Origin of the sequence: Pseudomonas sp. NY15364, from assembly GCF_048068235.1 — a bacterium.
GTDB lineage: Bacteria > Pseudomonadota > Gammaproteobacteria > Pseudomonadales > Pseudomonadaceae > Aquipseudomonas > Aquipseudomonas mendocina_D.
In genome coordinates, this window is the sequence record NZ_JBLUPX010000006.1 from 19,870 (window position 1) to 46,303 (window position 26,434).

Sequence of the window (26,434 nt, forward strand, 5' to 3'; positions counted from 1 at the left end):
ATGTCCAGATTCTTTATCGACCGGCCGATCTTCGCCTGGGTGATCGCCCTGGTGATCATGCTGGCGGGTGGCCTGTCCATCCTCAAGCTGCCGATCAACCAGTATCCAAGCATCGCACCACCCGCCGTTTCCATCCAGGTCAGCTACCCGGGCGCCTCCGCGCAGACGGTGCAGGACACCGTGGTGCAGGTGATCGAGCAGCAGCTCAACGGTATCGACGGCCTGCGCTATGTCAGCTCGGCCAGCAACTCCGACGGCAGCATGGAGATCATCGTTACCTTCGAACAGGGGGTGAACCCGGATATCGCCCAGGTTCAGGTGCAGAACAAGCTGCAACTGGCGACACCGTTGCTACCGCAGGAAGTCCAGCAACAGGGCATCCGTGTGACCAAGTCGGTGAGCAACTTCCTCATGATCATCGGCGTGGTGTCGAAAGACGGCAGCATGACCCGTGAAGACCTGTCGGACTACATCGTCTCCAACCTGCAGGACCCGATTTCGCGGACCAAGGGCGTCGGTGATTTCCAGGTGTTCGGCGCGCAGTACGCCATGCGCATCTGGCTCGACCCGACCAAGCTCAACAGCTTCCAGCTGACCCCGGTTGACGTGCGCAGCGCCATCCAGGCGCAGAACGTGCAGATTTCCTCCGGCCAGTTCGGCGGGCTGCCGGCGTCGCCGGGCAATCAGCTCAACGCCACCATCATCGGCAAGACCCGCCTGCAGACCCCGGAAGAGTTCCGCAAGATTCTGCTCAAGGTGCAGGCCGATGGCTCCCAGGTGCGCCTGGGTGATGTCGCCAAGGTCGAGCTGGGCGGTGAAAACTACGCCATCAACGCGCAGTTCAATGGCCTGCCGGCCTCCGGTCTGGCGATTCGCCTGGCCACCGGTGCCAACGCCCTGGACACGGCCAAGGCAGTGCGTGAAACCATCGCCAATCTCGAGCCGTTCTTCCCGGCCGGCATGGAAGTGGTCTTCCCCTACGACACCACACCGGTGATCTCGGCTTCCATCGAAGGGGTGGTACAGACCCTGTTCGAGGCCATCGTGCTGGTGTTCCTGGTGATGTTCCTGTTCCTGCAGAACCTGCGCGCCACCATCATCCCGACCATGGCGGTGCCGGTGGTACTACTCGGGACCTTCGGCATACTTGCCGCGTTCGGTTTCTCCATCAATACCCTGACCATGTTCGCCATGGTCCTGGCCATCGGCCTGCTGGTGGACGACGCCATCGTGGTGGTGGAGAACGTCGAGCGGGTGATGCGCGAGGAAGGCCTGTCACCCAAGGAAGCGACCAAGAAATCCATGGGGCAGATTCAGGGCGCGCTGGTGGGTATCGGCCTGGTGCTGTCGGCGGTGTTCCTGCCGATGGCCTTCTTCGGCGGCTCCACCGGGGTCATCTACCGGCAATTCTCCATCACCATCGTCTCGGCCATGGCCCTGTCGGTGCTGGTGGCGCTGATCTTCACGCCGGCGCTGTGCGCTACCCTGCTCAAACCCATCGACAGCGACCACCACGAGGCCAAGCGCGGCTTCTTCGGCTGGTTCAACCGTACCTTCGACCGCGGCAGCAATGCCTATCAGCGCGGCGTGGCGGGCATGCTCAAGCGCAAGACACCGTACCTGATTCTGTACCTGGTGATCGTCGCGATCATGGCCTGGATGTTCACCCGCATTCCCACCGCGTTCCTCCCCGAGGAAGACCAGGGCGTGCTGTTCGCCCAGGTGCAGACGCCGTCCGGCTCCAGTGCCGAGCGCACCCAGGTGGTGGTCGACGAGATGCGCCAGTACCTGCTGGAAGAGGAAGCCAGCACGGTTCAATCGGTGTTCACCGTCACCGGCTTCAACTTCGCCGGCCGCGGTCAGAGCTCCGGTTTGGCCTTCATCATGCTCAAGCCCTGGGGTGAACGTCCCGGCGCCGAGAATGGCGTAGCCGCACTGGCGCAACGGGCGCAGATGCACTTCTTCAGCTTCCGCGATGCCCTGGTATTCGCCTTTGCCCCGCCGGCGGTGATGGAGATGGGTAACGCTACCGGCTTCAACTTCTTCCTGCAGGATCAGGCGGGTGTTGGCCACCAGGTGATGAACGAGGCACGTGACAAGTTCCTGCAACTGGCCAACCAGCACCCGGTACTCGACAGCGTGCGCGCCAACGGCCTGCGTGACGAAGCGCAGTACCAGCTGCTGATCGACGACGAGCGCGCCCGCGCCCTCGGCCTGTCGCTGGCGGACATCAACAGCACCCTGTCGATCGCCTGGGGTGCCAGTTACGTCAACGACTTCATCGACCGCGGTCGAGTGAAGAAGGTCTACCTGCAGGGCGTGGCCGACGCACGCATGGCCCCGGAAGACCTGAACAAGTGGTATGTGCGCAACGACCAGGGCCGCATGGTGCCGTTCAGCGCCTTCGCCAGTGGCGAGTGGACTTACGGCCCGCCCAAGCTGGCGCGCTATAACGGCGTGTCGGCGGTGGAAATCCTCGGTGCGCCGGCGCCCGGCTACAGCACCGGTGATGCCATGGCTGCCGTCGAGGAAATCGCCAAGCAGCTACCACAGGGCGTCGGCTATTCGTGGACTGGCCTGTCCTACGAGGAGCGCCTGGCCGGCTCGCAGACCACGGCATTGTTCGTGATCTCGGCCATCGTCGTGTTCCTCTGCCTGGCAGCGCTGTACGAGAGCTGGTCGATCCCGTTCTCGGTGATGCTGGTGGTGCCGCTGGGGATCATCGGCGCGCTGCTGTTCACCGAGCTGCGCGGGCTGTCCAACGACGTGTTCTTCAAGGTCGGCCTGCTCACCACCATTGGTCTGTCGGCGCGTAACGCGATCCTTATCGTCGAGTTTGCCAAGGCGCAGTACGAACAGGGCATGACCTTCGCTGAAGCCGCCATCGAAGCCTGCCGCATGCGTCTGCGTCCGATCATCATGACCTCGCTGGCGTTCATCCTCGGCTGTCTGCCGCTTGCCATCGCCAGTGGCGCCGGCGCGGGCAGCAAGCATGCCATCGGTACCGGGGTGATCGGCGGCATGCTCAGCGCGATGGTGCTGGCGATCTTCTGGATTCCGCTGTTCTACGTAGTGGTCTGCTCGATTTTCGAGAAGAAGCGCCCCGAGCCGGCCAGTGAAAAAGAGAAGGAGGCACTGCAATGAGGCAGTCCCTGTTGTCCCTCGCCGTGGCAGCCGCTCTGCTCAGCGGCTGCAGCCTGATTCCCGACTATGAACGCCCTGACGCTCCGGTGGCAGCAGACTGGCCACAAGGCGAAGCCTATGGCAGCGCCGCCAGTGAAGGCAGCCGTGCAGCAGCAGACCTGCAATGGCGCGAGTTCTTCCGCGACCCGGCACTGCAACAACTGGTGCAGGTGGCACTGGAAAACAACCGCGACCTGCGCGTCGCCGCGCTGAACGTCGAGGCCTACCGCGCGCTGTACCGTATCCAGCGCGCCGACCTGCTGCCTTCGGTCTCCGCCGATGGCGCCGGCACTCGCCAGCGCCTGCCAGCCGACCTGAGCCAGACCGGTGAAGCCCGCACCAGCGGTCAGTACAGCGCGACCCTGGGCGTCAACGCCTGGGAGCTGGATTTCTTCGGCCGTATCCGCAGCCTCAGCGAGCAGGCCCTGCAGCAGTACCTGGCCACCGAGCAGGCCGCGCGCAGCACGCAGATCAGCCTGGTCGCCAGCGTCGCCAACGCCTACCTGCAATGGCAGGCGGATCAGGCGCTGCTGCAACTGACCCAGGACACCCTGAAGACCTTCGAGGAAAGCTACCAGCTGACCCAACGCAGCTTTGACGTCGGTGTCGCCGATGCCCTGGCCCTGAGCCAGGCACGCAGCTCGGTGGACAGTGCGCGCGTCAGCCTGGCGCAATACCAGCGTCTGGTCGCGCAGGATCGCAACGCACTGACCCAGTTGCTCGGCACCGGCCTGCCGGCCGACCTGCCGCAAGGCCTGGCCTTGAACGCCGAACTGCTGGAGCAGGTACCGGCCGGTCTGCCCGCCGACCTGCTGCAGCGTCGCCCTGACCTGCTGCAGGCCGAGTACCAGCTCAAGGCCGCCAACGCCAACATCGGTGCGGCGCGCGCGGCGTTCTTCCCCAGCATCAGCCTGACCGCCAATGCCGGCACCGCCAGCAGCCAGTTGTCCGGTCTGTTCGACAGCGGCTCGGGCACCTGGCTGTTCCAGCCGCAGATCAGCCTGCCAATCTTCAACGCCGGCCGTCTGCGCGCCAACCTCGACTACGCCGAGTTGCAGAGCGATATCCAGGTCGCGCAGTACGAGAAAGCCATCCAGGTGGCCTTCCAGGAAGTCGCTGACCGCCTGGCTGCGCGCACCACCTACCGCCAGCAACTGGACGCCCAGCGCGCTCTGCTGGAAACCACCGAGACCTATTACGACCTGGCCGAACGCCGTTACCGCACCGGCGTGGACAGCTACCTGACCCTGCTCGACGCCCAACGTCAGCTGTTCAGCGTGCGCCAGCAACTGATCGCCGACCGCCTGGCCCAGCTCAGCAGTGAAGTGGAGCTGTACAAGGCCCTGGGTGGTGGCTGGAGCAATACGGGGAGCAACGCCCCACAAGGTTGACTGCGCGTAACCTGCTTCAAGGACGACCTTATCCAACGCGCCGCCCCCGCAGTCTTTGCGGGGGCGTTTTTTTGTGGGAGTTCTGACGGACTGACGCCGCACCGTAGCCCGGATGAAATCCGGGACCCTGAGGCTTGGCGATAGCTGTATGGCGGCAATTCGGATGCGGCCTGAAGTTCGCTTTCGCGAATGAATTCGCTCCTACAGAACCTGAAGCCGCCTTATTCAGTGGCAGACACCCGAGGCCTCAGAGAACGTTGAAGGCGACTGCTGCGCAGTGCCCTCTCTGTAGGAGCGAATTCATTCGCGATCCGCTCGCCCCGATTTCGCCCTAAGAGCGCCGTGCCGCCACTCAGGCCAACGCAGCCAGCAGCTGCGCACAATCCTGCGCATGCAACTCGGTCAACTCCGGCCAGGGGTTGTCCGGCAGGTTGACCAGCACGCTGCGCGCACCGGCAGCCTGGGCGCATTCCAGGTCGAAGCGGTAGTCGCCGACCATCACCAGTTCCTGCGGCTTGACCGCCCAGCGCTCGGCCAGGTGCAGCAAACCGCCCGGGTGCGGTTTGGGCGGCGCCTCGTCGCGGCCAAGGATATCGGCCGTGGCAAAGCAGTCATCCAGGCCAATTGCCTGCAGGGTCAGCAACGCCAGCGGGTGAGCATTGCGGGTAAGAATGCCAAGCTGGCAGCCGCGCTCGCACAGCGCCCTCACCAGCTCGATGGCCCCTGGTGCCGGGCGTGAGGCCACCGCCAGTTCGCGCTCATGCTCCAGCAGCCAGGCATGTTTGGCGGCGGCCTCATCCGCCGGTAGCGCGGCCAGGTGATGGAGGATGTCGTCCTCTTCGGGGATGTCCAGGGCACGCTTGATCGCGACAAAATCATGCACCGCCAGGGTCAGGGTGCCGTCCATGTCGAACACCCAGTGACGTGCTTCGCGCAGTACCTTCACTTCCAGTCCTCGCGCACGCGCGTCAGCCCCTCCTGAGCCACCGACGCGACCAGCTCGCCCTGGCGGTTGTAGATGCTGGCACGGGAGAAGCCGCGGGCATTGCCGGCCCAGGGGCTGTCCATGGCGTACAGCAGCCAGTCGTCCATGCGCAGGTTGCGGTGGAACCACAGCGAGTGGTCGAGACTCGCCACCTGCATGAACTTCTGGAACACCGACACGCCATGCGGCTGCATCGAGGTGGTCAGCAGGTTGAAATCGCTGGCGTAAGCCAGCAGGTACTTGTGCAGTTGCGGGTCGTCCGGCAGCTCGCCGGCAGCGCGGAACCACACGTACTTGACCGGCTCGCAGGGCTGCGGGGCGAAGGGGTTGATCAGGGTGACCGGGCGGATCTCGATGGGCTTGTCGCTGATCGCACGCTCGCGCATGCGCTCGGGAATCATCGGCGCCACCATGCGCGCCAGCTCGGTTTCCGATTTCAGGTTCTCGGGGCCGGGGACATCCGGCATCTCGCTCTGATGGTGAAAGCCTTCCTCGTCGTACTGAAACGAGGCACTGCAGAAGAAGATCGGCTTGCCCTTCTGCACCGCCACCACGCGGCGTGTGCTGAAGCTGCCGCCATCGCGGGTGCGCTCGACCTGATAGACCACCGGCAGGCTGGCATCGCCAGGGCGCAGGAAGTAGCCGTGCATGGAATGCACGTGACGCGCTTCCTCGACCGTCTGGCTGGCAGCGGAGATGCACTGGCCAAGCACCTGGCCGCCGAACAGCTGGCGAAAACCAAGATCCTGGCTGCGGCCACGGAACAGGTTTTCCTCGATCTGCTCCAGGCTGAGCAGCGCCACCAGATCATCGAGAACCTGAGTCATGGGGTGTCATCTCCTTGCATGGGGGTATACGCAATTGCGGGTAGGCCGGCAGCGATGTCAGGCGTTCATCCCAAACGGCGCGGCCAAGGGTGAAATGGTAAAGACTTTGCAGCCCGCTGTCGGCATCTCCGAGCAATTCGCGCAAAGCATCGTCGAAATAGCAGCCGATGCCCGTACCGGAAAGCCCTGCCGCTTCGGCTTCCAGATAGAGCAACTGACCAATCTGGCCACATTCCCAGTAGAGCCGTGGATAACGCCAGGCGCCATCCGCCACGGCGCCCTCCACCCGTGCCAGCATGGACAAGGCCACGCAGCCGTCGGCAGCGATGTCCTGGCCGCAGCTGAGAAACCCCGCCAGGCCACGCGCATCGCCTTCAAGCAGACGATATAGCGGGAGGTCAACATCCACCCGCTGCCACAGGTAATCCTCGCGCAGCGGCTGCACGCCGCTGCCCGTGCGGTCCAGCCAGTAGAGGCCAGGCACCAGGCCCTGCACACGATGGACGAACAGCAGCAGGTCGATCTCGCTCGGCTCACCGGTCACGGCGAACGACACTGGCGATTGCGCCGGCATCAGGCGGCGCAGCCAGGCCAGCAACAGTGCAGCCTGAATACCGCTGCGGCCGTCCATGCTCTGCGCGCTGCGTCGGCGATGCAGGATCGGTCTGAGCGGCAGGCCGGGGTTGTCATTGCGAACGCCGGCAACATCTACGCTCCATTCGGCGAGGGGCCGCGCTGGCGCCCGGCACAGCCCATGCACACGCTGCAACTCGGGCCAGTGGCGATATACGCGCGACAGGCGATTGGGCGCGCCCATCCGCTCGAGTCGCGCCAGCGCCGTTAACAGGGCTTCGGGCAGCGCAAATTCCATCGTTTGCTTCGGGCCTATCCACAGCAGGCAGTCGCCGTGTTCGGCCTCGTGAAAATTTTCTCCATCCAGCCCCAGCAGGCCGTCCAGACGTGCTTCGACCACGCCCTGCAGCATGCGCACTTGCCAGCCCTGCACACCGGCAGCGATGGCCAACGCCGCCAGGGCGTGCCCCAGGTCGTGCTGGCAGTAGCGGTAGGCGCGCTCGCCATACTTCCAGGCCTCGCGCCAGGCGATGCTGCTAAGCCCTAGGAGAAAACCGCCGTGAGGCAGGCAGTCGGCAAGTTGCCGGCCAAGCGGCGACGGCAGCTCACTGCGTACCTCCAGGGCATGGACATCCGGCGCGTAGTGGACCAACACCCCGTCATCCTCGACCGCACCAGGCGGCAGCAACAGGTAGGCCTCTGTCGGGTGCAGATTGCCGGACGACGGGTTGACCCGCAGCGCCCAGCGACTGCCGCCAGCCTCCTTCCAGGCGGAAATGGCCAGGCTGTCGTACAGCAGTTGCGAGATGCTGACGCGACTCAGTGGCGCGGGCGATGTCTGCGGCCCGGCGAAAGCCGTGTCGTACGCCGGCCCCTCTTCCAGCGGGCGGTGGTACAGCTCGATCAACCGGGCACCCTCGTAGCGACGAAACGGCGCCGGCTGAGTCGCCCAATCCAACTGCCCCGGCCCTGGCGCGAAACGCTCGGGGGCGTGTTTGCTGAGCTGGTGATAGGCGAGCACATTCTTCATCGCCCGGCCTCCCACTGCTCGCGGCGAATGCGATAGAGCACATGCGGTTGCAAGGGATGGCCGGCCGGCACGCGCGGATGGAGAAAGTCGGCAGCCGCGTCACGCTGCATGCCGATGCTGCGCATAACCGCCTGCGACGGCAGATTGGCCGGCACGGTGAAGCTCAATACCTCGTCCAGCGCAAGGCGTTCGAAGGCCACGGCCAATGACGCGCGCGCCGCCTCGCTGGCATAGCCCTGACGCCAATGGGCGCGCGCCAGGCGCCAGCCGACCTCCACAGCCGGCACGAACGGCGCATCGAAGCCGACGTGTGCCAGGCCCGTGACACCGATCACCTCGCCCGTATCGCGCCGCTCCAGCGCCCAGAAGCCAAAGCCGTGCTCAGCGAAATGCGCCCGGATGCGCGCCAGCAGTTGTGCGCTCTGCTCCGCGTCCAGAGGCGACGGGAAATGGCGCATCACCTCGGCGTCGGCATTGAGTGCGATCAGCGCCGGCAGGTCACTGTCGCGCCAGGCACGCAGCAAGAGGCGCTCGGTGCAGGTTTCGATCAGGGGCATGGCGATTGTCTCGATTGGCTGCGACCATAATGTCTCGACTCGATGAGCACCCATTGTATGCCGCTACCGCTGGTCTACCACGAGGATTACAGCCCGCCTTTCCCGGCCGGGCATCGTTTCCCCATGGAGAAATTCCGCCTGCTGCGCGATCACCTGGTCGATAGCGGCCTGACCACCGATGCCGAGCTACAGCGTCCCGAGTTGTGCCCGGCGGAGATCCTCGCCCTGGTGCATTGCCCGGACTATATCGCCCGCTATATGGCTGGCGAGCTTTCCTACGAGGACCAACGCCGCCTTGGCCTGCCCTGGAGCGATGCCCTTGCCCGACGCACCGTGCGCGCCGTGGGCGGCTCGCTGCTGACCGCCGAACTGGCCCTGCGTCATGGCCTGGCCTGCCACCTGGCTGGCGGCACGCACCATGCGCATTACGACTTTCCGTCAGGATTCTGCATCTTCAACGACCTCGCGGTGATCGCCCGCTATCTGCTCGAAGCCGGCCGCGTGCACCGGGTACTGATCTTCGACTGCGACGTGCATCAGGGCGACGGCACCGCGCGGCTGCTGGAGAACGAGCCGGACGCGGTTACCGTGTCGCTGCATTGCGAACAGAACTTCCCGGCGCGCAAGGCGCAGAGCGACTGGGATATTCCCCTACCACGCGGCATGGGCGATGAGGATTACCTGAAAGTGGTGGACGACATCCTCAACTACCTGCTGCCAATCTACCAACCGGACCTGGTGCTCTACGACGCCGGCGTCGACGTGCACAAGGACGATGCCCTGGGCTACCTGCAACTTACCGACGCCGGCCTCGCCGCCCGCGACGAAGCAGTGCTGCAGCATTGTCTGGGCCGCGACATCCCGGTACTAGGTGTGATCGGCGGCGGCTACTCCAAGGACCACGCCGTCCTCGCCCGCCGCCACGGCATCCTGCATCACAGCGCGGCGAAGGTGTGGGCGGCACGTGGGTTGGGCTAGACGCCCGTAGGGCGGGTGAAACCCGCCAATTCGCTGGTGGCGGGTTGCACCCGCCCTACATGCCCCTGACGATCAGCCGGCCTGCACCTTGTCCAAAGCCTGCTCCAGCGTCGCCACGGTACGTTCGATGTTGCCCAGTTTGTCCAGGCCGAACAGGCCCAAGCGGAAGGTCTGGAAGTCCGCCGGCTCGTCGCATTGCAGCGGTACGCCAGCGGCGATCTGCAGGCCGATGGCGGCGAACTTGGCACCGGTTTTGATCTGCGCGTCGTCGGTGTAGCAGACCACTACCCCTGGCGCTTCAAAGCCCTTGGCGGCGACGCTCTTGAAGCCGCGCGCCGCCAGCAGAGCTCGCACCCGGTCACCGAGTTCCTGCTGTTGCTCGCGAACCTTGGCGAAACCGAGGGCCTTGGCCTCCAGCATGGCATCGCGGAAACGCGCCAGGGCGTCGCTGGGCATGGTGGCGTGGTAGGCGTGGCCGCCCTGCTCGTAGGCCTGCATGATCTGCAGCCACTTCTTCAGGTCGCAGGCGAAGCTGCTGCTCTGAGTTGCCTCGACGCGCGCCTGGGCCGCTTCGCTCAGCATCACCAGGGCGCAGCACGGCGAGGCGCTCCAGCCCTTCTGCGGCGCGCTGATCAGCACGTCGATACCGCAAGCCTGCATGTCCACCCAGAGGGTGCCGGAGGCGATGCAGTCGAGCACGAACAGGCCGCCGACGGCGTGCACCGCATCGCTCACCGCACGCAGGTAATCGTCCGGCAGGATCATGCCCGAGGAGGTTTCCACGTGCGGGGCGAACACCACCTGCGGTTTTTCGGCGGCGATGGTGGCCAGCACTTCGTCCAGTGGCGCCGGAGCGAAGGCGGCCTGCGGGCCGTCGGCGACCGGGCGTGCCTTGAGTACCTGCGCCGCGGCGGGAATCCGGCCCATGTCGAAGATCTGCGTCCAGCGGTAGCTGAACCAGCCGTTGCGGATCACCAGGCACTTCTGCTCGGTTGCCAACTGACGCGCCACCGCTTCCATGCCGTAGGTGCCGCTGCCCGGCACCACTGCCACGGCATGGGCGTTGTAGACCTGCTTGAGAGTGGCGGAGATATCGCGCATCACACCCTGGAACGACTGCGACATGTGGTTCAGCGAGCGGTCGGTGTAGACCACCGAATATTCGATCAGGCCATCAGGATCGATGTCAGGGCAGATCTGGGACATAACGGGCTCCAGCCAATAAGGTTCGACCAGAACCTGCCCGAACCCCGGGCAAATGACAAGCCCAGGGAGCACTCGGGTAGAATACGCAGCCTTTCTCGGACCATCCTGCCACCATGACCACAGCTACCAAGCCCAACGCCCATCACGTTGCCATTATCGGCGGCGGCCCTGCCGGGCTGATGGCTGCCGAGATGCTGGCGCAAGGCGGCATGCGCGTGGAGCTGTTCGACGCCATGCCCTCGGTGGGGCGCAAGTTCCTGCTGGCGGGCGTCGGCGGCATGAACATCACCCACTCCGAGCCCAAGGATGCCTTCATCGGCCGCTACGGCGAAAGCCAGGCCGAAGTGGCGGCGCTGCTGCGCGAGTTCGATGCCGAAGCCCTGCGCGAATGGATTCACGGGCTGGGTATCGACACCTTCGTCGGCACCTCCGGGCGCGTGTTCCCCAGCGACATGAAGGCCGCGCCACTGCTGCGCGCCTGGCTGCGCCGCCTGCGCGAGCTGGGCGTGACGATTCATACGCGCAGCCGCTGGCTGGGCTGGAACGAAGATGGCAGCCTGCGCATCGCCGGGCCGGACAGCGAACGCGCCGTGGTCAGCGATGCCTGCCTGCTGGCACTGGGTGGTGGCAGTTGGGCGCGCCTGGGCTCCGACGGCGCCTGGGTGCCCCTGCTGCAGGCGCGCGGCATCGAAGTGGCGGCGTTGAAACCGAGCAACTGCGGTTTCGAGGTCGCCGGCTGGAGCGACTACTTGCGCGAGAAATTCGCCGGCGCGCCACTGAAGAACGTCGCCCTCGGCCTGGCGGATCAGCCCGCACGTATCGGCGAGTTCGTGCTGACGGCGGGCGGCATCGAAGGCAGCCTGGTGTACGCCTTTTCCGCCGAGATCCGTCGCGCCATCGAGGCCGACGGCCAGGCCGTGATCAGCCTCGACCTGCTGCCACAGATGCCACTGGCCAAGCTGCAACAAGCGCTGGCCAAGCCGCGCGGCAAGCACTCGATGGCCAAGCACCTGCACCGCCAGGCCGGTCTCGACGGTGTGAAGGCTGCGCTGCTGCGCGAGCTGGCACCTGCTGCTGCCTTTGCCGAGCCGGCCGATCTGGCGCCCTGGATCAAGGCGCTGCCGATTACCCTGTTGCGCCCCAGGCCGCTGGATGAGGCGATCAGCAGCGCCGGCGGCGTGCCATTCGCGGCGCTGGATTACGGTCTGATGATCAAGTCGCTGCCCGGCGTGTTCTGCGCCGGCGAAATGCTCGACTGGGAAGCACCCACCGGCGGCTACCTGCTCACCGCCTGCTTCGCCAGTGGGCGGGTGGCGGCACAGGGCATACTCGGCTGGTTGCATCCGGGCCATAGCTGAAAACCGCTGTGACGCCACGCAGGCTGCGGCTATGCTCAATCTCAGCGCCTCCCACACAGGTAATTTGCTGCGGTGATCCCTCTGCTGATCTGCGACGACTCCAATATGGCGCGCAAGCAATTGATCCGCGCGCTGCCGGCTGAATGGCCGGTCACCCTCAGCCAGGCCACCAACGGCGAGGAAGCACTGGCATTGATCCGCCAGGGACAGGGTCAGGTCATGCTGCTCGACCTGACCATGCCGGTGCTCGACGGTTACCAGACCCTGGCCGCTTTGCGCGCCGAAGGGCTCAGCAGCCAGGTCATCGTGGTCTCCGGCGACGTTCAGGAAGAAGCCGTGCGCCGTGTGCGTGAACTTGGCGCCCTGGCCTTCATCAAGAAACCCGCCGACCCCGAGATTCTGCGCCAGACGCTGATCGAACTGGGCCTGTTCAACCCGCAGGACACGCCAGCGGCGCAGGCCCAGGCGGTGGCATTGTCGGACCTGAAAGTCAGCTTCCGCGATGCCCTGCGCGAAGTCAGCAACGTTGCCATGGGCCGCGCCGCCGCACTGCTGGCCAAGGTGCTGGGTGTATTCGTGCAATTGCCGGTGCCGCAGGTGAACATCTTCGAAGTCAGCGAATTGCACATGACCCTGCTCGACGCCCAGCGCGGCGAACGTTTCAGCGCCATTTGCCAGGGTTTCATCGGCGAGGCCATCGCCGGCGAAGCCCTGCTGCTGTTCCACGACTCGGAAGTGGAGGACATGGCGCGCTTGCTCGGCTGGCAGCCGAAGAACGAAGCGCAAACCTCGGAGATGCTCCTGGATCTGGCCAGCATCCTGATCGGCGCCTGCCTCGCCGGTATCGCCGAGCAGCTCGACCTGCGTTTCTCCCAGGGCCACCCGCAACTACTGGGCCAGCATGCCAGCCTAGACCAGATCATCCAGGTCAACCGTCAACGTTGGCGCAAGACCCTGGCCGTTGAGATCAGCTACAGCCTGGAGGGCCACGCCATCCATTTCGACCTGCTGCTGTTGTTCACCGAAGACTCGATCAAGCGCCTGACCGCCAAGATCGGCTACCTGATGGAGTGAGACGATGCCCGCGCAGATCGATATCAAGGAAGTCCACTGGCTGCTCGACATCGTGCAATGCATCGACGTCGGCGTGGTGGTGCTCGACCGCCAGTACCGCGTCGAGGTGTGGAACGCCTTCATGGAAAACCACTCCGGGCTTGGCCCGGACCAGGTGCAGGGCCGCTCGCTGTTCGAGCTGTTCCCCGACATCGACCGGCCCTGGCTGGAGCGCAAGGTGGAAAACGTGGTGCAACTGGGCACCCGCGCCTTCAGCCTGTGGCAGCAACGTCCGTACCTGATGCGCTTCAAGAGTTACCAACCGATTACCGGCCAGGCCGACTTCATGTATCAGAACGTCACCCTGTTGCCGCTGGCGGGCCAGCCGGTGGAGCATGTGTGCCTGGTGATCTATGACATGACGGCGGCTGCCGTGGCCGCACAGGCTTGACCCGCTATGCCTTAGGGTGCGCCGTGCGCACCAGCCAACCTCTTCTGAGTTCGGTGCGCATGGCGCACCCTACTTTTTTCCGCCCTTGGGCTTGCTGCCGAAGCTCGGCACCTTGCGCACCGCCTTGGCTTTGGGCTTGGCGTCCTCTTCCTCGAACCAGCGGCCGAGGTGGATATTGCCCTTGCCCGCCGGCTTGGCGGCACCGGGAATCAGTTTCTGCTTGGGCTTCTTCGGTTTTTTCAGGACCTGGCCACCCACCGCCGTCTGCGGTACGCGGTGATCTGGAATGAAGTCCGGCTCGTCGACACGCTTGATCAACTGCTGGGTCAGGTTCTCGATCGCCGCCAGTTGATCCACCTCGTCGGCGCAGACCAGGGAGATCGCCTCGCCCGTGCTACCGGCGCGGCCGGTTCGGCCGATGCGGTGCACGTAGTCCTCGGCGTTAATCGGCAGGTCGAGGTTGACCACCAGCGGCAGGTCATCGATATCCAGGCCGCGCGCGGCCACATCGGTGGCCACCAGTATCTGCACCTCACCCGCCTTGAAGCGCTCCAGTGCGCGCAGGCGACTCGGCTGTGGCTTGTCGCCGTGGATCGAGTCGGCAGCCACGCCCATGGCCAGCAGCTCCTGTTCGAGCTGGTCGACGCCCTTGCGGGTCTTGGCGAAGACCAGCACCTGGCCCCAGCGTTTTTCCTGCAGCAGATGCAGGAACAGCTCGCTCTTGCGCTTCTTGTCCACCGGGATCAGCCACTGCTTGACCGTCTTGGCGGCGGCGTTGCGCGGGCTCACTTCCACCGATAGCGGGTCACGCAGCAACTCGCCAGCCATCTGCCGAATGGCATCGGAGAAGGTGGCGGAGAACAGCAAAGTCTGGCGCTTTTTCGGCAGCGCGCTGAACAGCTCATCCAGCTCGCGGGCAAAACCCAGGTCGAGCATGCGGTCGGCTTCATCCAGCACCAGGGTCTGCAGTTGGGAGAACTTCACGGCGTTCTGTCGATACAGGTCGAGCAACCGACCTGGCGTGGCCACCAGCACGTCGACACCCTTGCGCAGCTTCATCATCTGCGGGTTGATGCTGACCCCGCCATACACCGCGTAGCTGCTCAAAGGCAGATGCTGGCCGTAGCTCAGAAAGCTCTGCAGCACCTGCTCGGCAAGCTCGCGAGTCGGAGTCAGCACCAGCGCACGCACGCTGTTGCTGGTGACCTGCGGGCCTTCCAGGGTCAGGCGTTGTAGCACCGGCAGAGCAAAACCGGCGGTCTTGCCGGTGCCGGTCTGCGCGGCAGCCATCAGGTCGCGGCCCTTGAGCACAGCGGGAATGGCCTGGCTCTGCACCGGGGTCGGCGTCTGGTAGTCGAGGTCAGCAAGGGTGCGCAGCAGCGGCTCGATCAAACCGAGGGAAGCGAAGGTCATGGAGGGTAACCGCAGGAAGTAGAAGAACTGGCGGGTAGTTTACCCGTTCACACCTGCCGTAGGAGAGGCTGGGCGGCATTCCACTTCAGCCGCGAAATTGCCCGGCAAGCTACCAAACCGTGGGAGAGGCTTTAGCCGCGACAGTGATGCTCGTTGCTGAAGATTCGCCCACGCAATTCCACAGCACTTCGCGGCTGAAGTGGAATGCCGCCCAGCCGCTCCTACAGATACGAGGCAAACTCAGCTGGCGGTGGCCAGCAACGCCCGCACCTTGGCCGCCGAAAGGTTCTGCAACTGGCAAAGAAAGGCATGATCGGCCTGGTGCCGGCCATGGCGCTCACGCAGCAGGCCGAACAGGTGCAACGTCAGGTTCGCGGCCATCTCGGCATCGGCCAGCGCGCGGTGGGCACGACCGGTGTCAGGCAAGCCGGCCCAGGCGTTGAGGTTGCCCAGTTTGTGGCTGGGCGCCTCCGGTAGCAGGCGCCGCGACAACAGCAGCGAGCAGGCGAAAGGCTGCAAGCGACGACGACGCACCCGAGCCAGTTCGGCGTCCCAGAACTTCTGGTCGAAAGAGGCATTGTGCGCCAGCAGCGGCCGCTCGCCGATGAAGTCGGCCACCTCGTTCATCACCTGATCGGAGGGCGGCGCCTTGCGCAGCATGGCGTTGCTGATGCCGGTGAGCTGCTCGATGAACGGCGGCACCCAGGCGCCACTGTTCATCAGACTCTGGTAGCGGTCTACGATGCGCCCGTCCTCGATGATCGCCACGCCGATTTCGGTGGCGCGCGCCTGGCTCGGCGATACGCCAGTGGTTTCGAAGTCGATGACGGCGATGGATTCCACGTAAAACCTCAGTTATTGCGTAGTAACAGTTCGCCCTCGATGGGCACGTACAGGCTGGCGGCGCGGATCAGCGACTGCGCCGTCAGCCCCGGCGCGCCGAAGGCGATGGCTTCGACGCCACGGCTGCGCACGCGTTCGAGCAGCAGGTCGAAATCGCCGTCACCGGAGGCCAGAACGATCTCGTCGACGCGCTCGATGGCGTCGAGCACGTCGATGGTGATGCCCACGTCCCAGTCGCCCTTGGCCGAGCCGTCGGCACGCTGGATATAGGGTTTGAGCTTCACGGTGAAACCCAGCTTGCGCAGGATCTGCTGAAACTGCTGCTGTTTGGCGTCACTCCGGTCGATAGCGTAGGCGTAGGCCTCGACGATCACGCCACGACGGCTGACCTCGGCCCACAGCACGCTGTAGTCGAAATGGCAGCCATGCACCTGGCGCACCGTGTAGTAGAGGTTCTGCACATCGGCGAATACGGCGATCTTCTTCACCTGGAGTCCTCGGGGGCGACGAAGGCGCCAGTATGCCAGAGCCGGGCGGCAGGCGCGCCCAGGGCTGGCCCGGGCGCGGCGCAGCCCCTATCCTTGGAGCCATGACGCCTCTCCAACAGCTGTGCCAGCGTAACCTCGATCTGCTCCAGAGCCAGGGAATCAGCCACCGCCTGGTCGAGCATGAGCCAGTGCTGGATTACCCCGCCGCCCATGCCGTGCGCCAGCGTTTCGGCCTGCGCGGTGTGGAGAGCAAGAGCCTGTTCCTGCGCAACGGTGCACAGCGCTACGCCATGCTGATCACCCTTGAAGGCGCCCGCGCCGACTGGGCCAGGCTCAAGACGCTGCTCGGCAGTCGCCCGCGCATCGCCAGCGACGAGGAGCTGATCGAGCAAACCGGCTGTGTTCCGATGTGCGCCTGCCCGTTCGGGCATGACGCCAGCATCACCCTGCTGATCGACCGCGCGGTGCTGGCCTGCGACTTTCTGCTGTATTCGCCCGGCCCGCCCGAACTGACCCTGGAAGTGCCCGGCGGCGAACTGCCGCGTCTGCTCAAGGCGCAGCCCAACGCGCAGCTGGAGTACCCTTGAACCTATCCCGGCAACCCGCCACAGTACGGGTGCCCTGACATTTGGTAACCCGTCGATGAGCCCACTTTCCGTTTTGCGTGACGCCTGGTTCTTCTCCAGCCACAACCTCGCCGCCATTGCCCGCCTGACCCTGCCGCTGTTGCTGCTCGAAGCCATCGCCCAGACGATCCTCGCCGCTCAGCTCGGCGAGGGCGCCAATCCAGCCTATGGCGTGCTGCTCGGCATACTCTTCTACCCGCTGTACGCCGCGCCGCTGATTCTCTTCCTGCATGCCCGCAGCATCGGCCAGACGCCCGGCAACGCGCAGCTGTTCGCCGCCGGCTTGCAGCTGTGGCCGACCTTCGCCCTGATGACCGGGCTGAGCACCCTGGCGATCATGCTCGGCCTGTCGTTGTTCATCGTGCCGGGCATCTGGATCATGATGCGCCTGGCCTTCTCCGAACTGATCCTGGTGCTGCGCCAGGAGCCACCGCTACGCGCACTGCAGGCCAGCTTCACGATGACCGAGGGGCGCTTCTGGCCGGTATTCGCCTGCCTGGCCAACGTGCTGGTACCGATGTGGCTGCTCGATTGGTGGACGCAGCCAAGCCAGAGCGACACCTTGCTGTGGGTGCTGCATCAGGCCGGCAACGGCTTCCTGCAACTGTTCGCCATCGTCGTGCTGTTCCGCCTGTTCATGCTGCTCGAACCGCAGCCAGCGGCGCACAGCGAGAACAGTGACTAGGCTTGCAGCTTTGGCCGCGTAAGGAGAGCGCCATGAGCGAAACGAACCCGAGCATCCTGTCCCACGTATCGATCGGTACCAATGACTTCGACGCCGCCAGCGCCTTCTACGCCAAGGTGCTGGCGACCCTCGGTTGCCGGGAGATCATGCGCCACCCCGGTGCGGTGGCCTTCGGCCGCGAGTACCCGGAGTTCTGGGTGCAGACACCAATCAACGGCCAACCCGCAACACTAGGCAACGGCAGCCACTTCGGCTTCGTCGCTCCGGACAAGGCCTCGGTGCATGCGTTTCACGAGGCGGCGTTGGCAGCCGGTGGCAAGGACGAAGGCCAGCCAGGGCCGCGCCCGGATTATGGCGAGCCCTACTACGGGTGTTTCGTCAGAGATCTCGACGGCCACAAGATCGAGGCTGCCTTCTGGGACGTGGAACTCATGCTGGTGGGTGCGGCGCAACACGAGCACGGCTGAGGTCGGCCTGGCCACCGCGGGCTGGTATCGCAGCGCGGCGTTGTCGTTCAGACAATGCCGGGCTAGCGTAGAAACGCGGCGAGCAGGCGTAGTAAGGCACTTCCAGATAGCGAATGTAGCGCTCCCGCTCGGGCGTCCTGGCCAGGCCGGTCATCAGGTCCGCAGAGCCCTATTCCAGCGCCGCCAGGCCTCGCGCCCAGGGCGCCCGCTGCACCTCGAAGTGCAGGCCGGTACGTCGTGACAACTCAGCGAGCAGATCGATATACAGCCCCTGCAACTGGCCATTCTCGTCTTCCATGCGAAAGGGTGGCCAAAGGTCGGTTATCACCCGCAAGGGCTCGGCTGCGCCGGCGCGGTACAGCGGCGCCAGCATCAACAGCACGAGCAGCCTGAGGCGCATCAGTGGCGCCCCGAACCCTGCGGCCGCAAGCCGGACAGGCGTGGCAACAGCACGCGCTCGAACAGCCTCGGGAAGAAGCGCGCCAGCACCCGCGCGCGCCAATCGACATTCGACAGCACCAACAGACGTCGGCGCTTTAGCGCCCCCTGGTAGATGGCCTCCGCTACATCCTGCGGCGAGGCGACCTTACCCATCGCCAGCGGTGCCTGTGCGGCCACCGAGCCGTCGCCAACCAAGGCGTTCTTGCGCAGATCGGTAGCGGTGAAACCGGGGCACACCAGCATCACATTGACTCCCGAACCTTTGAGTTCGTAGCGCAGCGTCTCGAACATGCCATGCAGCGCATGCTTGCTGGCGTTGTAGGCACTGCGATAGAGCAACGGCGCGATGCCCGACAGCGAGCTGAGCACGATGACCTGGCCGCTGCGGGCGATCAGGCTCGGCAGCGCCGCCTGGGTACAGTGCAGCGCACCGAAATAGTTGACCGCCATGACCCGCTGGAAGACCTCCAGGCTGGTCTCGGCGAACGTGCTGCGGTGGGTGATGCCGGCGTTGTTGACCAGCACGTCGATCCCACCGAAATGATCGACCGCCAACGCCACGGCGCGCTGCACGGCCCCAGCATCGGCGACGTCACAGAGCAGACCGAGCGCTTCGGCGTTGTGGTGATCGGCCAGGTGCTGCACCAGACTGTCCAGCGCCGCCTGATTGAGGTCGAGAATCACCAAGCGCGCGCCCGCCTGTGCCAGGCGCATGGCCAACGCCCGGCCAATGCCAGCGCAGCCACCGGTGATCAGCACCACTTTGCGGTCGAATACCTTGTTGGCAAATACCTTGCGATACATGCACGGCTCCCCAAAGCCCAGTGTTGGCGACGCTGCCAGTCAGCATCCCGCATGACGGCCGACGGCACGGCCTGTCGAACCTTTCAGCATGGTACTGCAGCCCCTGGCCGCTGTCCCTGGCGGGCGAAACGGAGCGGGAACCGCTTAGCACTGCGCATGCCTGGGCCGATCCGACGCACTCGGGTATCCTCGCCTCCTTCCAGCACAGTCGCCCGTTTCATCATGTCTCTGCATCGTCCGCTTCGCCTGCTCCTGCTCATAGCGCTGCCCTCGCTCGCCGTGCTGCTCGCGCTGGTCTACGCCCTGACCTGGCGCCCGCAACCCCATGAAGAGGCGGCCGTGTCGTGTAGCGGCCAGGTCGCACAACTGCAACCTGGCCAAGCGCTCAAGGTGATGACCTGGAACGTGCAATACCTGGCCGGCAAACGCTACGTGTTCTGGTACGACCTGCCCAGCGGCGATGGCCCGGACGAACGCCCGAGCAGCGAAGACCTGGCCCTGACGCTGGATGAAGTGGTGCGCATCCTGCGCGACGAAAAGCCGGACGTGGTGCTGCTGCAGGAGCTGCATGACAACGCCAGGGCCAGCGACTACCAGGACCAGTTGGCCCTGCTGCAGGCGCGCCTGGGCGATCTCTACCCCTGCAGTACTCAGGCGTTCTACTGGAAGGCCGGCTTCGTCCCGCACCCGCGCATCCTGGGCAGCGTTGGCATGAAGCTCGGCACCCTCAGCCGCTTCCAGATCGCCCGCGCCGAACGCCTGCAATTGCCCATGCTCGAAACGGATCTGCTGAGCCGTCAGTTTCAACTCAAGCGCGCGCTGCTGGTCAGCTACCTGCCGATTCGTGGTGGTGAAGAGTTGGTAGCGATCAACACCCATTTCGATGCCTTCGCTCAGGGCGCGGACACCATGCAGCGCCAGGTAGAGATGACCGACGGTCTGCTCCAGCAATTGCAAAACAGCGACAAACCCTGGGTGCTGGGCGGCGATCTCAACCTGCTACCACCCGGTCAGTTTCAGCATCTTCCGGAGGATCAACGTAGCTGGTACGCCGCCGACAGCGAACTGCAGGACCTGGCCCGCCGCTACCCGATGATTCCCAGCCTGAAACAGGCCAGTGGTGACGACCAGGCCAGGTGGTACACCCATTACCCCAATGATCCGGCCGCCAGCGGCCCGGACCGCACCCTCGATTACCTGTTCTACAGCCCACGCCTGACCCCACTCGCCAGCCAGGTTCGCCAACGCGATACCTTGGCCATCTCCGACCACCTGCCGGTCATAGGTCGCTTCTTTCTACCCAGCGAGGAATAACCGGGGCAGGGCTGGACAAGTCCACCGAGACTTGTCCATGCTCGGCGAGCACCACTCAATAACAACGAAAAGACGGCGAAGAGCCGCGATACCCGGATGCCAAGACGCTTCTGCCTGATATTCATCGCCCTGCTTTGGTTACACGCCGCCCATGCTGCCGAAACCAGGCAACGCGTTCACGTCGGTTACTATGAGTTTCCACCCTATTCCTATACCGACGCACAAGGACAGCCCAGTGGCTCGGGCCTGGAGCTGACCGCCCGCCTGCTCGACGAGGCGGGATACCAGGCGGACTTTCGCTCCTACCCCGGCGCCCGCCTCTACGGTGGCCTGCTCGACGGCAGCATCCAGCTCTGGGCCGGCGCATCCGGCAAGCCCGAGCTGGCCGGCCACACTCTGGAGAGCCGACACCTGCTGGGGGAAATCACCCTCAACCTGTACTTTCGCCTCGACACGCCGGCGCCCATCATTCCGGACGAGCTACAGGGCCGTGGGGTGATCATGATCACTGGCTACAGCTACTGGCAGGACGTCAATCAATGGCTGGAAGATCCGGCGCGCAACATCATCCATCACCGCACCCGCAGCCATACCTCGGCTCTGGAAATGCTCCAGCGGCGGCGCGCCGATTACCTGCTGGACTACCGCGCCCCCGTCGAGCAGGCGATGCGCACGCTGGGCATGGACGAATTACCCTTCGTCGAAGTGCAACGCCTGCCGCTGAGGCTGATCTACTCTCGCCATGCACCAGGTGCCGAGCGCCTGCGCGACGACCTGGACAAGGTTTACCAGCGCTTGCAGGAGTCAGGCGAGAACCTGTGGCTGTACTGACCCTTCAATCGCCTCGCAGCCTGGCCAGCGCTCGCTCGAGACTCGCGTGCGACAGCTCGCCGAGATGGCTGCCAATCTGCCGCCCCTCGGCGTCGTAGAACAGCGTGGTGGGCAGTGCACGCGAGCCCACCAGTAGCCCCAGCTTGACCTGTTCGTCGAGCAGCAAATTGCCCAGGCTAAGTTGCTGCGCAGCGATGAACTCGCTCACCAGCGCAGCGCTTTCTCCCTGATTGACGAAAAGAAAGGTGATTGCCGCCTCACGCTGCTGCGCCTGCATCAACACCGGCATCTCACGCCGACACGGCGGGCACCAAGTAGCCCATAGATTGACCACCAACGGCTGGCCCGCGTAGTCGCGCAGATTCACAGGATTACCCTGCATATCCCGCACCTGCAGATCGGGCAGCCGCGTACCCTGCTCCAGCGCCTGCAGCACCAGGCTGCCGCCCAGCCATAGTGCCAGGCCAACACTCATCGACACCCCCAGCGATCGCCGCAGTTGTGCCCGATGCCAGAGATACCAGGCGCCCAGCATCAGCCCGGCGAGCACACCCGGCCAGGCGATGAAGCCTCCATCACGGATGTCTACCACGCGCCACGGCTCATCGCGGTAGTAACCGGCATACATCAGCACGAAGGCCAGGCGCGCCACCAACAACCCCAGCATCAGCATGCGAAACAACTGACTTTCCGGGTTGCAGCCGTGGCGACGACCGATCAACCAGCCAACTAGTGTGGCCAGCAGCAGACTGCCCAACAGCAGCACATGGAATACACCAAGGGCCAAAGGCCCGATGTTCAGCGTCAGCATCGGCTTCTCATTTTCTTGGCTTGGCCCGCGCAGTGGGCTCGGCAATCAAGGGATCGTCCGGCCAGTAGTGCTTCGGATACCGGCCTTTCAAATCCTTCTTCACATCGATGTAGGTATTGGCCCAGAAGCTGGCCAGGTCCTGGGTCACCTGCACCGGGCGCCGTGCCGGCGACAGCAAATGCAGCTTGAGGCCGAGGCGGCCGCCGGCGATGCGCGGCGTGGCAGCCAGGCCGAACAGCTCCTGCAAGCGCACGGCGAGCACCGGCGGATTTTCCGTGTAGTCGATGGCGATGCGCGAGCCTGACGGCACGCTCAGCGCACGCGGTGCCAAATCGTCGAGGCGTTGTGGCAACGGCCAGGGCAACAGCGCCTGCAGGATCGAAGGCAGATCGAGGCCTGCGAAATGGCTGAGGCGATTGACCTTGCTCAAGAATGGCGTCAACCACTGATCGAGGCTGGCCAGCAGCGCGGCATCCGACAAGTCCGGCCATTCGCTTTGCCCCTGCTGCTGAATGTCCAGCTCGCGCAACAACGCCACACGCGCCTGCCACTGGCGCAGCTCCGGCGTCCAGGGCAGCAACTCCAGCCCCTTGCGCCGCACCAGGCCGACCAATGCCCGGCCGCACGCGGCCTCATCCAGCGCCGCCAGCGCCTGGCGCTCCAACACCAGTTCGCCGACCTTACGCTGGCGCTCGGCGCGCAGCACGCCCTCGCGCTCATCCCAGTCGAGCATCTCCAGCGTCTGCACCTGCTCGGCCAACTCGCTGGCGAACAGCGCCGGGTCGAGATCGGCAGCCAGGTAGATGCGTTCCTCGCGCTGGCCCTGGCGACTGCCCAGGTCAGCGACCACCAGCCATTCGTGCTTCATCAGGGCATCGGCTTCACCGAACTGCGCCGCGCGGCCATTGGCCAGGCGGTAGTCGGCGCCACCTGCACGGCGCTGCTGGGCGATGCGATCCGGGTAGGCGAAAGCCAGCAGGCAGCCGAGCCAGCGTGGGTGCTCGGGGTCGCTCACCGCCTGAGTCACCGGACGATTCTTGATCAGCCCGTGAAACTGTTTCGCCAGTTGCCGCGCGCGTTGCACGCCACCTTGGGCACTGCGCGCGGCGCGGCTTTCACCAGATAGCAGGGTTAAGCGGCTGTGCAGATCAGCCCCACCGCCGCGCAGGATATCGCGCTCGGACAACAACGCCGCCAGGTCGCAAGCCAGTGCACCGAGGCCCAGAGCCCGACCGCGCAGCAGCAGATGGGCAATGCGCGGATGGCTGGGCAGCTCAGCCATGGCCTGGCCATGGGCGTTCAGCGCGCCGCGCTCATCCAGCGCACCGAGGCGGCCGAGCAGATCCAGCGCCTGGGCGTAGGCGGCGGGCGGTGGTACGTCGAGCCAACTCAGCTCCTGCGGCGTCACGCCCCAGCGCAGCAGTTGCAGGGCCAGACCGGACAGATCGGCCTGGAGGATTTCCGCACTGGAATAGGCGCTAAGCTGCTCGTGCTGCGCCTGTGACCACAAGCGATAGCAAGCGCCCGGCTGCAGGCGGCCAGCACGACCGGCACGCTGGGTGGCCGAAGCGCGGGAAATGCGCTGGGTGTCGAGCCGCATCATGCCGCTGGCCGGATCGAAGCGCGGCACCCGTGCCAGGCCGGCGTCGACCACCACGTGCACGCCGTCGATGGTCAGGCTGGTCTCGGCGATGTTCGTCGCCAACACCACCTTGCGCTTGCCTGCCGGGGCTGGCTCGATGGCGGCGCGCTGGGCGGACAGTTCCAGCTCACCATGCAGCGGACAGAGCAGGATATCGTCGCGACCGTTCAGCGCCTCACCCAGTTGCTCGGCCACGCGGCGAATCTCGGCCTGGCCCGGCAGGAACACCAGCAGGCTGCCCGGCTCGTCGGCCAGTGCCTGCTGCACCGTCTGCAACACTCGTGGCTCGATCCACTCGCCTGCCTGGAACGGCGCGCCCCAGCGGATATCCACCGGGAACATGCGGCCTTCACTGCGCAGCACCGGCGCATCGCCTAAAAGGGCTGACAGGCGCTCGCCTTCGAGAGTGGCGGACATCAGCAGCACCTTGAGCGGCACCTCGCCGCTGTCCACCGCACGGAACATGGCGCGGCCATTGAGCGTCAGCGCCAGGGCCAGGTCGGCATCGAGGCTGCGCTCGTGAAATTCATCGAATATCACCAGGCCGACACCATCCAGCGCCGGATCGTCCTGCAGGCGGCGGGCGAGAATGCCTTCGGTGACCACCTCGATACGGGTGTTTGGCCCGACCTTGCTGTCCAGACGAATGCGATAGCCAACCGTCTCGCCCACTCGCTCACCTAGCTCGCTGGCCAGGCGCTCGGCCGCAGCACGCGCTGCCAGGCGGCGCGGTTCCAGCATGAGGATGGTTTGCCCGGCCAGCCAGGGCGCGTCGAGCAGCGCCAGCGGTACGCGGGTGGTCTTGCCGGCGCCGGGCGGCGCCTCCAGCACCACTTCGTGGCGGGCGCTCAGTGCATCGCGCAAGTCAGGCAGCAGCGAATCGATCGGCAGGGTGTTCATCATTTCTCCACAGCAGGCCGGCGATTATAAAGCAGCCGCGATGCGGCGAACCGCCAGCGCTGCCGCCGGTCTTATCGACAACCGCTGCAACCCGCGGCTTTGCAATGGCGAACTGCTATAGTTGCGCCACTTTTTCCAGGAGGTGCTCATGCGCACGAAATCCCGTGTCATCGCTGGCGTTGTCGCCGCTACCCTGCTCACTCAACTGACCGCCTGTGGATCAATCTTCTACCCGGATCGCCGTGGCCAGATCGAAGGCAAGATCGACCCGGCGATTGCCGTGGCAAACGCCGTCGGTATCCTGTTCTATGTGATTCCCGGCCTGATCGCCTTCGCCGTGGACTTCGCCACCGGCGCCATCTACCTGCCCGAAGGCCAGACCGTTCAAGTCGACCCGCAGCAGCTGCAGAAGCTGATTGGCGAAGACGGCAAGGTCGACCAGTACGCGCTCAAGACCCTGATCGAAACCAGCACCGGCCACCAACTGCCGCTCGATGATCCGCGCCTGATCCAGCACAGCGGCAGCGCCGAGCAATTGGCGGCCTACGGCCTGCGTCCGGCGGCCTGAGCCCATGCACAACCCGCAGCATGCCCGGCTGATGCGCCTGGCCACCCGCGCAGCGCTGACCGTAGCGCTGACGCTGGTGCTGGCCAAGGCGATTGCCTGGTGGCTGAGCGGTTCGGTCAGCCTGCTGGCCGGCCTCACCGATTCGCTGCTCGATAGCGCCGCCTCGCTGATCAACCTGATCGCCGTGCACTTCGCCCTGCGCCCGGCCGACGAGGATCACCGCTACGGTCACGGCAAAGCCGAAGCCCTGGCCGGGCTGGGTCAGGCACTGTTCATCGGCGTCAGTGCTGTGCTCATCGGCCTGCAGGGCATCGAACGCCTGCAATCTCCGCAACCGCTGGAGGCCGAAGGCGTCGGCATCGCCGTCATGCTGCTGTCGCTGGGATTGACCGTCGTCCTGCTGACCTTTCAACGCAAGGTGGTGCGCGAGACCGGTTCTACCGCGATTCACGCCGACTCGCTGCACTACCGATCCGACATCCTGCTCAACAGCAGCATTCTGCTCGCCCTGTTGCTGACCCGCTTCGGCTGGTTGCAGATGGATGCGATCTTCGCCATCGGTATCGCCTTCTACATCTTCTGGAGCGCCATCAGCATCGTGCGCGGCGCGGTGGCCGTGCTGATGGACGAGGAGTTGCCCAGCGAAACCACTCAGCACATGTACGCGCTGGCCAATGCGGTACCTGGCGTGCTGGGCTCGCATGACCTGCGCACACGCATTTCCGGCACGCGCTGGTTCGTTCAGTTGCACCTGGAGTTGCCGGGCGAGATGAGCCTGTCCGACGCGCATGCGCACTGCGAGGCCGTGGAAAAGGCCATTCACGCGCATTACCCACGCGCCGAAGTACTGGTGCACGCCGACCCGCAGGAAGTGGTCAAGCACTGACCGCAAGGTCCTGCCCCGCCTTTCGGCACGCCTCAGGCAACGGAAATTTCAGGCAATAAAAAAGGGGCCTTGCGGCCCCCTCGGGGAATCTGTCCGGTGCTGGCGATGTTGTCGCCGCTTTCG

General features: G+C 65.1%; 24 protein-coding genes and 1 pseudogene. 13 read left to right on the forward strand and 12 right to left on the reverse strand.

Features of this window, described 5'->3' with window-relative positions:
- Positions 1–3,144: an efflux RND transporter permease subunit gene (locus ACNFCJ_RS07075; RefSeq protein WP_416770560.1), complete on the forward strand. Its 3,144-nt coding sequence runs from the start codon at positions 1–3 to the stop codon at positions 3,142–3,144.
- The gene (gene adeC / locus ACNFCJ_RS07080; RefSeq protein WP_416770561.1) at positions 3,141–4,574 is read left to right on the forward strand and encodes an AdeC/AdeK/OprM family multidrug efflux complex outer membrane factor; all 1,434 of its coding nucleotides are present in this window, start codon (positions 3,141–3,143) and stop codon (positions 4,572–4,574) included. Before ACNFCJ_RS07075 ends, adeC begins: the two co-directional genes overlap by 4 nt.
- A gap of 352 nt (positions 4,575–4,926) precedes the next feature.
- On the opposite strand, the gene ACNFCJ_RS07085 is transcribed toward adeC, so the two are convergent.
- The 4 genes from ACNFCJ_RS07085 to ACNFCJ_RS07100 are packed head-to-tail and all read right to left on the reverse strand — an operon-like array spanning position 4,927 to position 8,546.
- Complete coding sequence (locus ACNFCJ_RS07085) at positions 4,927–5,520, reverse strand: HAD family hydrolase (RefSeq protein ID WP_416770562.1); 594 nt, start codon at positions 5,518–5,520, stop codon at positions 4,927–4,929.
- Positions 5,517–6,386 carry an acyl-CoA thioesterase II gene (gene tesB / locus ACNFCJ_RS07090; protein ID WP_143502548.1) on the reverse strand — a complete coding sequence of 290 codons (870 nt, stop codon included), beginning with the start codon at positions 6,384–6,386 and terminating at the stop codon, positions 5,517–5,519. Before tesB ends, ACNFCJ_RS07085 begins: the two co-directional genes overlap by 4 nt.
- Complete coding sequence (locus ACNFCJ_RS07095) at positions 6,367–7,989, reverse strand: SagB/ThcOx family dehydrogenase (RefSeq protein WP_416770563.1); 1,623 nt, start codon at positions 7,987–7,989, stop codon at positions 6,367–6,369. Before ACNFCJ_RS07095 ends, tesB begins: the two co-directional genes overlap by 20 nt.
- Positions 7,986–8,546: a GNAT family N-acetyltransferase gene (locus tag ACNFCJ_RS07100; protein WP_416770564.1), complete on the reverse strand. Its 561-nt coding sequence runs from the start codon at positions 8,544–8,546 to the stop codon at positions 7,986–7,988. The genes ACNFCJ_RS07095 and ACNFCJ_RS07100 overlap by 4 nt, the downstream gene beginning before the upstream one ends.
- 57 nt (positions 8,547–8,603) lie before the next feature.
- On the opposite strand from ACNFCJ_RS07100, the gene ACNFCJ_RS07105 reads away from it, so the two are divergent.
- Positions 8,604–9,524 carry a histone deacetylase gene (locus ACNFCJ_RS07105; RefSeq protein WP_416770701.1) on the forward strand — a complete coding sequence of 307 codons (921 nt, stop codon included), beginning with the start codon at positions 8,604–8,606 and terminating at the stop codon, positions 9,522–9,524.
- Positions 9,525–9,596: 72 nt separating this feature from the next.
- On the opposite strand, the gene ACNFCJ_RS07110 is transcribed toward ACNFCJ_RS07105, so the two are convergent.
- Entirely contained in the window at positions 9,597–10,730 is a 1,134-nt protein-coding gene (locus ACNFCJ_RS07110; protein WP_273255622.1) for an aminotransferase class V-fold PLP-dependent enzyme, read from the reverse strand.
- Positions 10,731–10,843: 113 nt separating this feature from the next.
- On the opposite strand from ACNFCJ_RS07110, the gene ACNFCJ_RS07115 reads away from it, so the two are divergent.
- From ACNFCJ_RS07115 to ACNFCJ_RS07125, 3 genes are all read left to right on the forward strand, one after another.
- Positions 10,844–12,088: a TIGR03862 family flavoprotein gene (locus tag ACNFCJ_RS07115; RefSeq protein WP_416770567.1), complete on the forward strand. Its 1,245-nt coding sequence runs from the start codon at positions 10,844–10,846 to the stop codon at positions 12,086–12,088.
- Positions 12,089–12,160: 72 nt separating this feature from the next.
- Positions 12,161–13,162 (forward strand): response regulator, encoded by a 1,002-nt coding sequence (locus tag ACNFCJ_RS07120; RefSeq protein WP_416770568.1) that lies wholly within the window; start codon positions 12,161–12,163, stop codon positions 13,160–13,162.
- A gap of 4 nt (positions 13,163–13,166) precedes the next feature.
- Positions 13,167–13,592 (forward strand): PAS domain-containing protein, encoded by a 426-nt coding sequence (locus ACNFCJ_RS07125; protein WP_179574485.1) that lies wholly within the window; start codon positions 13,167–13,169, stop codon positions 13,590–13,592.
- Positions 13,593–13,661: 69 nt separating this feature from the next.
- Here the strand turns inward: ACNFCJ_RS07125 and ACNFCJ_RS07130 are convergent, their stop codons facing one another.
- The 3 genes from ACNFCJ_RS07130 to ACNFCJ_RS07140 all read right to left on the reverse strand — a co-directional run bounded on the left by ACNFCJ_RS07130 (position 13,662) and on the right by ACNFCJ_RS07140 (position 16,336).
- Positions 13,662–15,005, reverse strand: coding sequence for a DEAD/DEAH box helicase (locus ACNFCJ_RS07130; protein ID WP_416770569.1), 1,344 nt, complete (start codon positions 15,003–15,005; stop codon positions 13,662–13,664).
- A gap of 240 nt (positions 15,006–15,245) precedes the next feature.
- Complete coding sequence (locus ACNFCJ_RS07135; RefSeq protein WP_099526216.1) at positions 15,246–15,848, reverse strand: PolC-type DNA polymerase III; 603 nt, start codon at positions 15,846–15,848, stop codon at positions 15,246–15,248.
- Between the two features lie 8 nt (positions 15,849–15,856).
- The gene (locus ACNFCJ_RS07140; RefSeq protein WP_416770571.1) at positions 15,857–16,336 is read right to left on the reverse strand and encodes an NYN domain-containing protein; all 480 of its coding nucleotides are present in this window, start codon (positions 16,334–16,336) and stop codon (positions 15,857–15,859) included.
- Between the two features lie 101 nt (positions 16,337–16,437).
- Between ACNFCJ_RS07140 and ACNFCJ_RS07145 the strand changes: the two genes are divergently transcribed.
- The 3 genes from ACNFCJ_RS07145 to ACNFCJ_RS07155 are packed head-to-tail and all read left to right on the forward strand — an operon-like array spanning position 16,438 to position 18,114.
- Complete coding sequence (locus ACNFCJ_RS07145) at positions 16,438–16,923, forward strand: YbaK/EbsC family protein (RefSeq protein ID WP_416770572.1); 486 nt, start codon at positions 16,438–16,440, stop codon at positions 16,921–16,923.
- A gap of 55 nt (positions 16,924–16,978) precedes the next feature.
- Positions 16,979–17,647: a hypothetical protein gene (locus ACNFCJ_RS07150; RefSeq protein WP_416770574.1), complete on the forward strand. Its 669-nt coding sequence runs from the start codon at positions 16,979–16,981 to the stop codon at positions 17,645–17,647.
- Between the two features lie 32 nt (positions 17,648–17,679).
- Positions 17,680–18,114 (forward strand): VOC family protein, encoded by a 435-nt coding sequence (locus tag ACNFCJ_RS07155; RefSeq protein ID WP_416770576.1) that lies wholly within the window; start codon positions 17,680–17,682, stop codon positions 18,112–18,114.
- 43 nt (positions 18,115–18,157) lie between these two features.
- Here the strand turns inward: ACNFCJ_RS07155 and ACNFCJ_RS07160 are convergent.
- Positions 18,158–18,514, reverse strand: a pseudogene (locus ACNFCJ_RS07160) (transporter substrate-binding domain-containing protein); the annotation flags it as partial.
- On the reverse strand, positions 18,514–19,359 hold the full coding sequence (locus tag ACNFCJ_RS07165) for an SDR family oxidoreductase (protein ID WP_143504707.1): 846 nt from the start codon (positions 19,357–19,359) through the stop codon (positions 18,514–18,516). The pseudogene ACNFCJ_RS07160 and the gene ACNFCJ_RS07165, both read right to left, overlap by 1 nt.
- 222 nt (positions 19,360–19,581) lie before the next feature.
- Here ACNFCJ_RS07165 and ACNFCJ_RS07170 point away from each other — a divergent pair, with 222 nt between their 5' ends.
- Both ACNFCJ_RS07170 and ACNFCJ_RS07175 read left to right on the forward strand, forming a co-directional pair.
- Entirely contained in the window at positions 19,582–20,673 is a 1,092-nt protein-coding gene (locus tag ACNFCJ_RS07170; protein WP_416770579.1) for an endonuclease/exonuclease/phosphatase family protein, read from the forward strand.
- Between the two features lie 96 nt (positions 20,674–20,769).
- Positions 20,770–21,504 (forward strand): substrate-binding periplasmic protein, encoded by a 735-nt coding sequence (locus ACNFCJ_RS07175; RefSeq protein WP_106733522.1) that lies wholly within the window; start codon positions 20,770–20,772, stop codon positions 21,502–21,504.
- A 4-nt stretch (positions 21,505–21,508) separates the two neighbouring features.
- On the opposite strand, the gene ACNFCJ_RS07180 is transcribed toward ACNFCJ_RS07175, so the two are convergent.
- Together ACNFCJ_RS07180 and hrpB are read right to left on the reverse strand one after the other, a co-directional pair.
- A complete protein-coding gene (locus ACNFCJ_RS07180; protein WP_416770581.1) occupies positions 21,509–22,315 on the reverse strand; it encodes a prolipoprotein diacylglyceryl transferase family protein in 807 nt (268 codons plus the stop codon).
- Positions 22,316–22,322: 7 nt separating this feature from the next.
- Positions 22,323–24,857, reverse strand: coding sequence for an ATP-dependent helicase HrpB (hrpB, locus tag ACNFCJ_RS07185; protein ID WP_416770583.1), 2,535 nt, complete (start codon positions 24,855–24,857; stop codon positions 22,323–22,325).
- Between the two features lie 148 nt (positions 24,858–25,005).
- On the opposite strand from hrpB, the gene ACNFCJ_RS07190 reads away from it, so the two are divergent.
- The gene (locus ACNFCJ_RS07190) at positions 25,006–25,425 is read left to right on the forward strand and encodes a polyribonucleotide nucleotidyltransferase (protein ID WP_143504711.1); all 420 of its coding nucleotides are present in this window, start codon (positions 25,006–25,008) and stop codon (positions 25,423–25,425) included.
- A gap of 4 nt (positions 25,426–25,429) precedes the next feature.
- Positions 25,430–26,311: a cation diffusion facilitator family transporter gene (locus ACNFCJ_RS07195; RefSeq protein ID WP_416770585.1), complete on the forward strand. Its 882-nt coding sequence runs from the start codon at positions 25,430–25,432 to the stop codon at positions 26,309–26,311.
- Positions 26,312–26,434 lie beyond the last annotated feature (123 nt).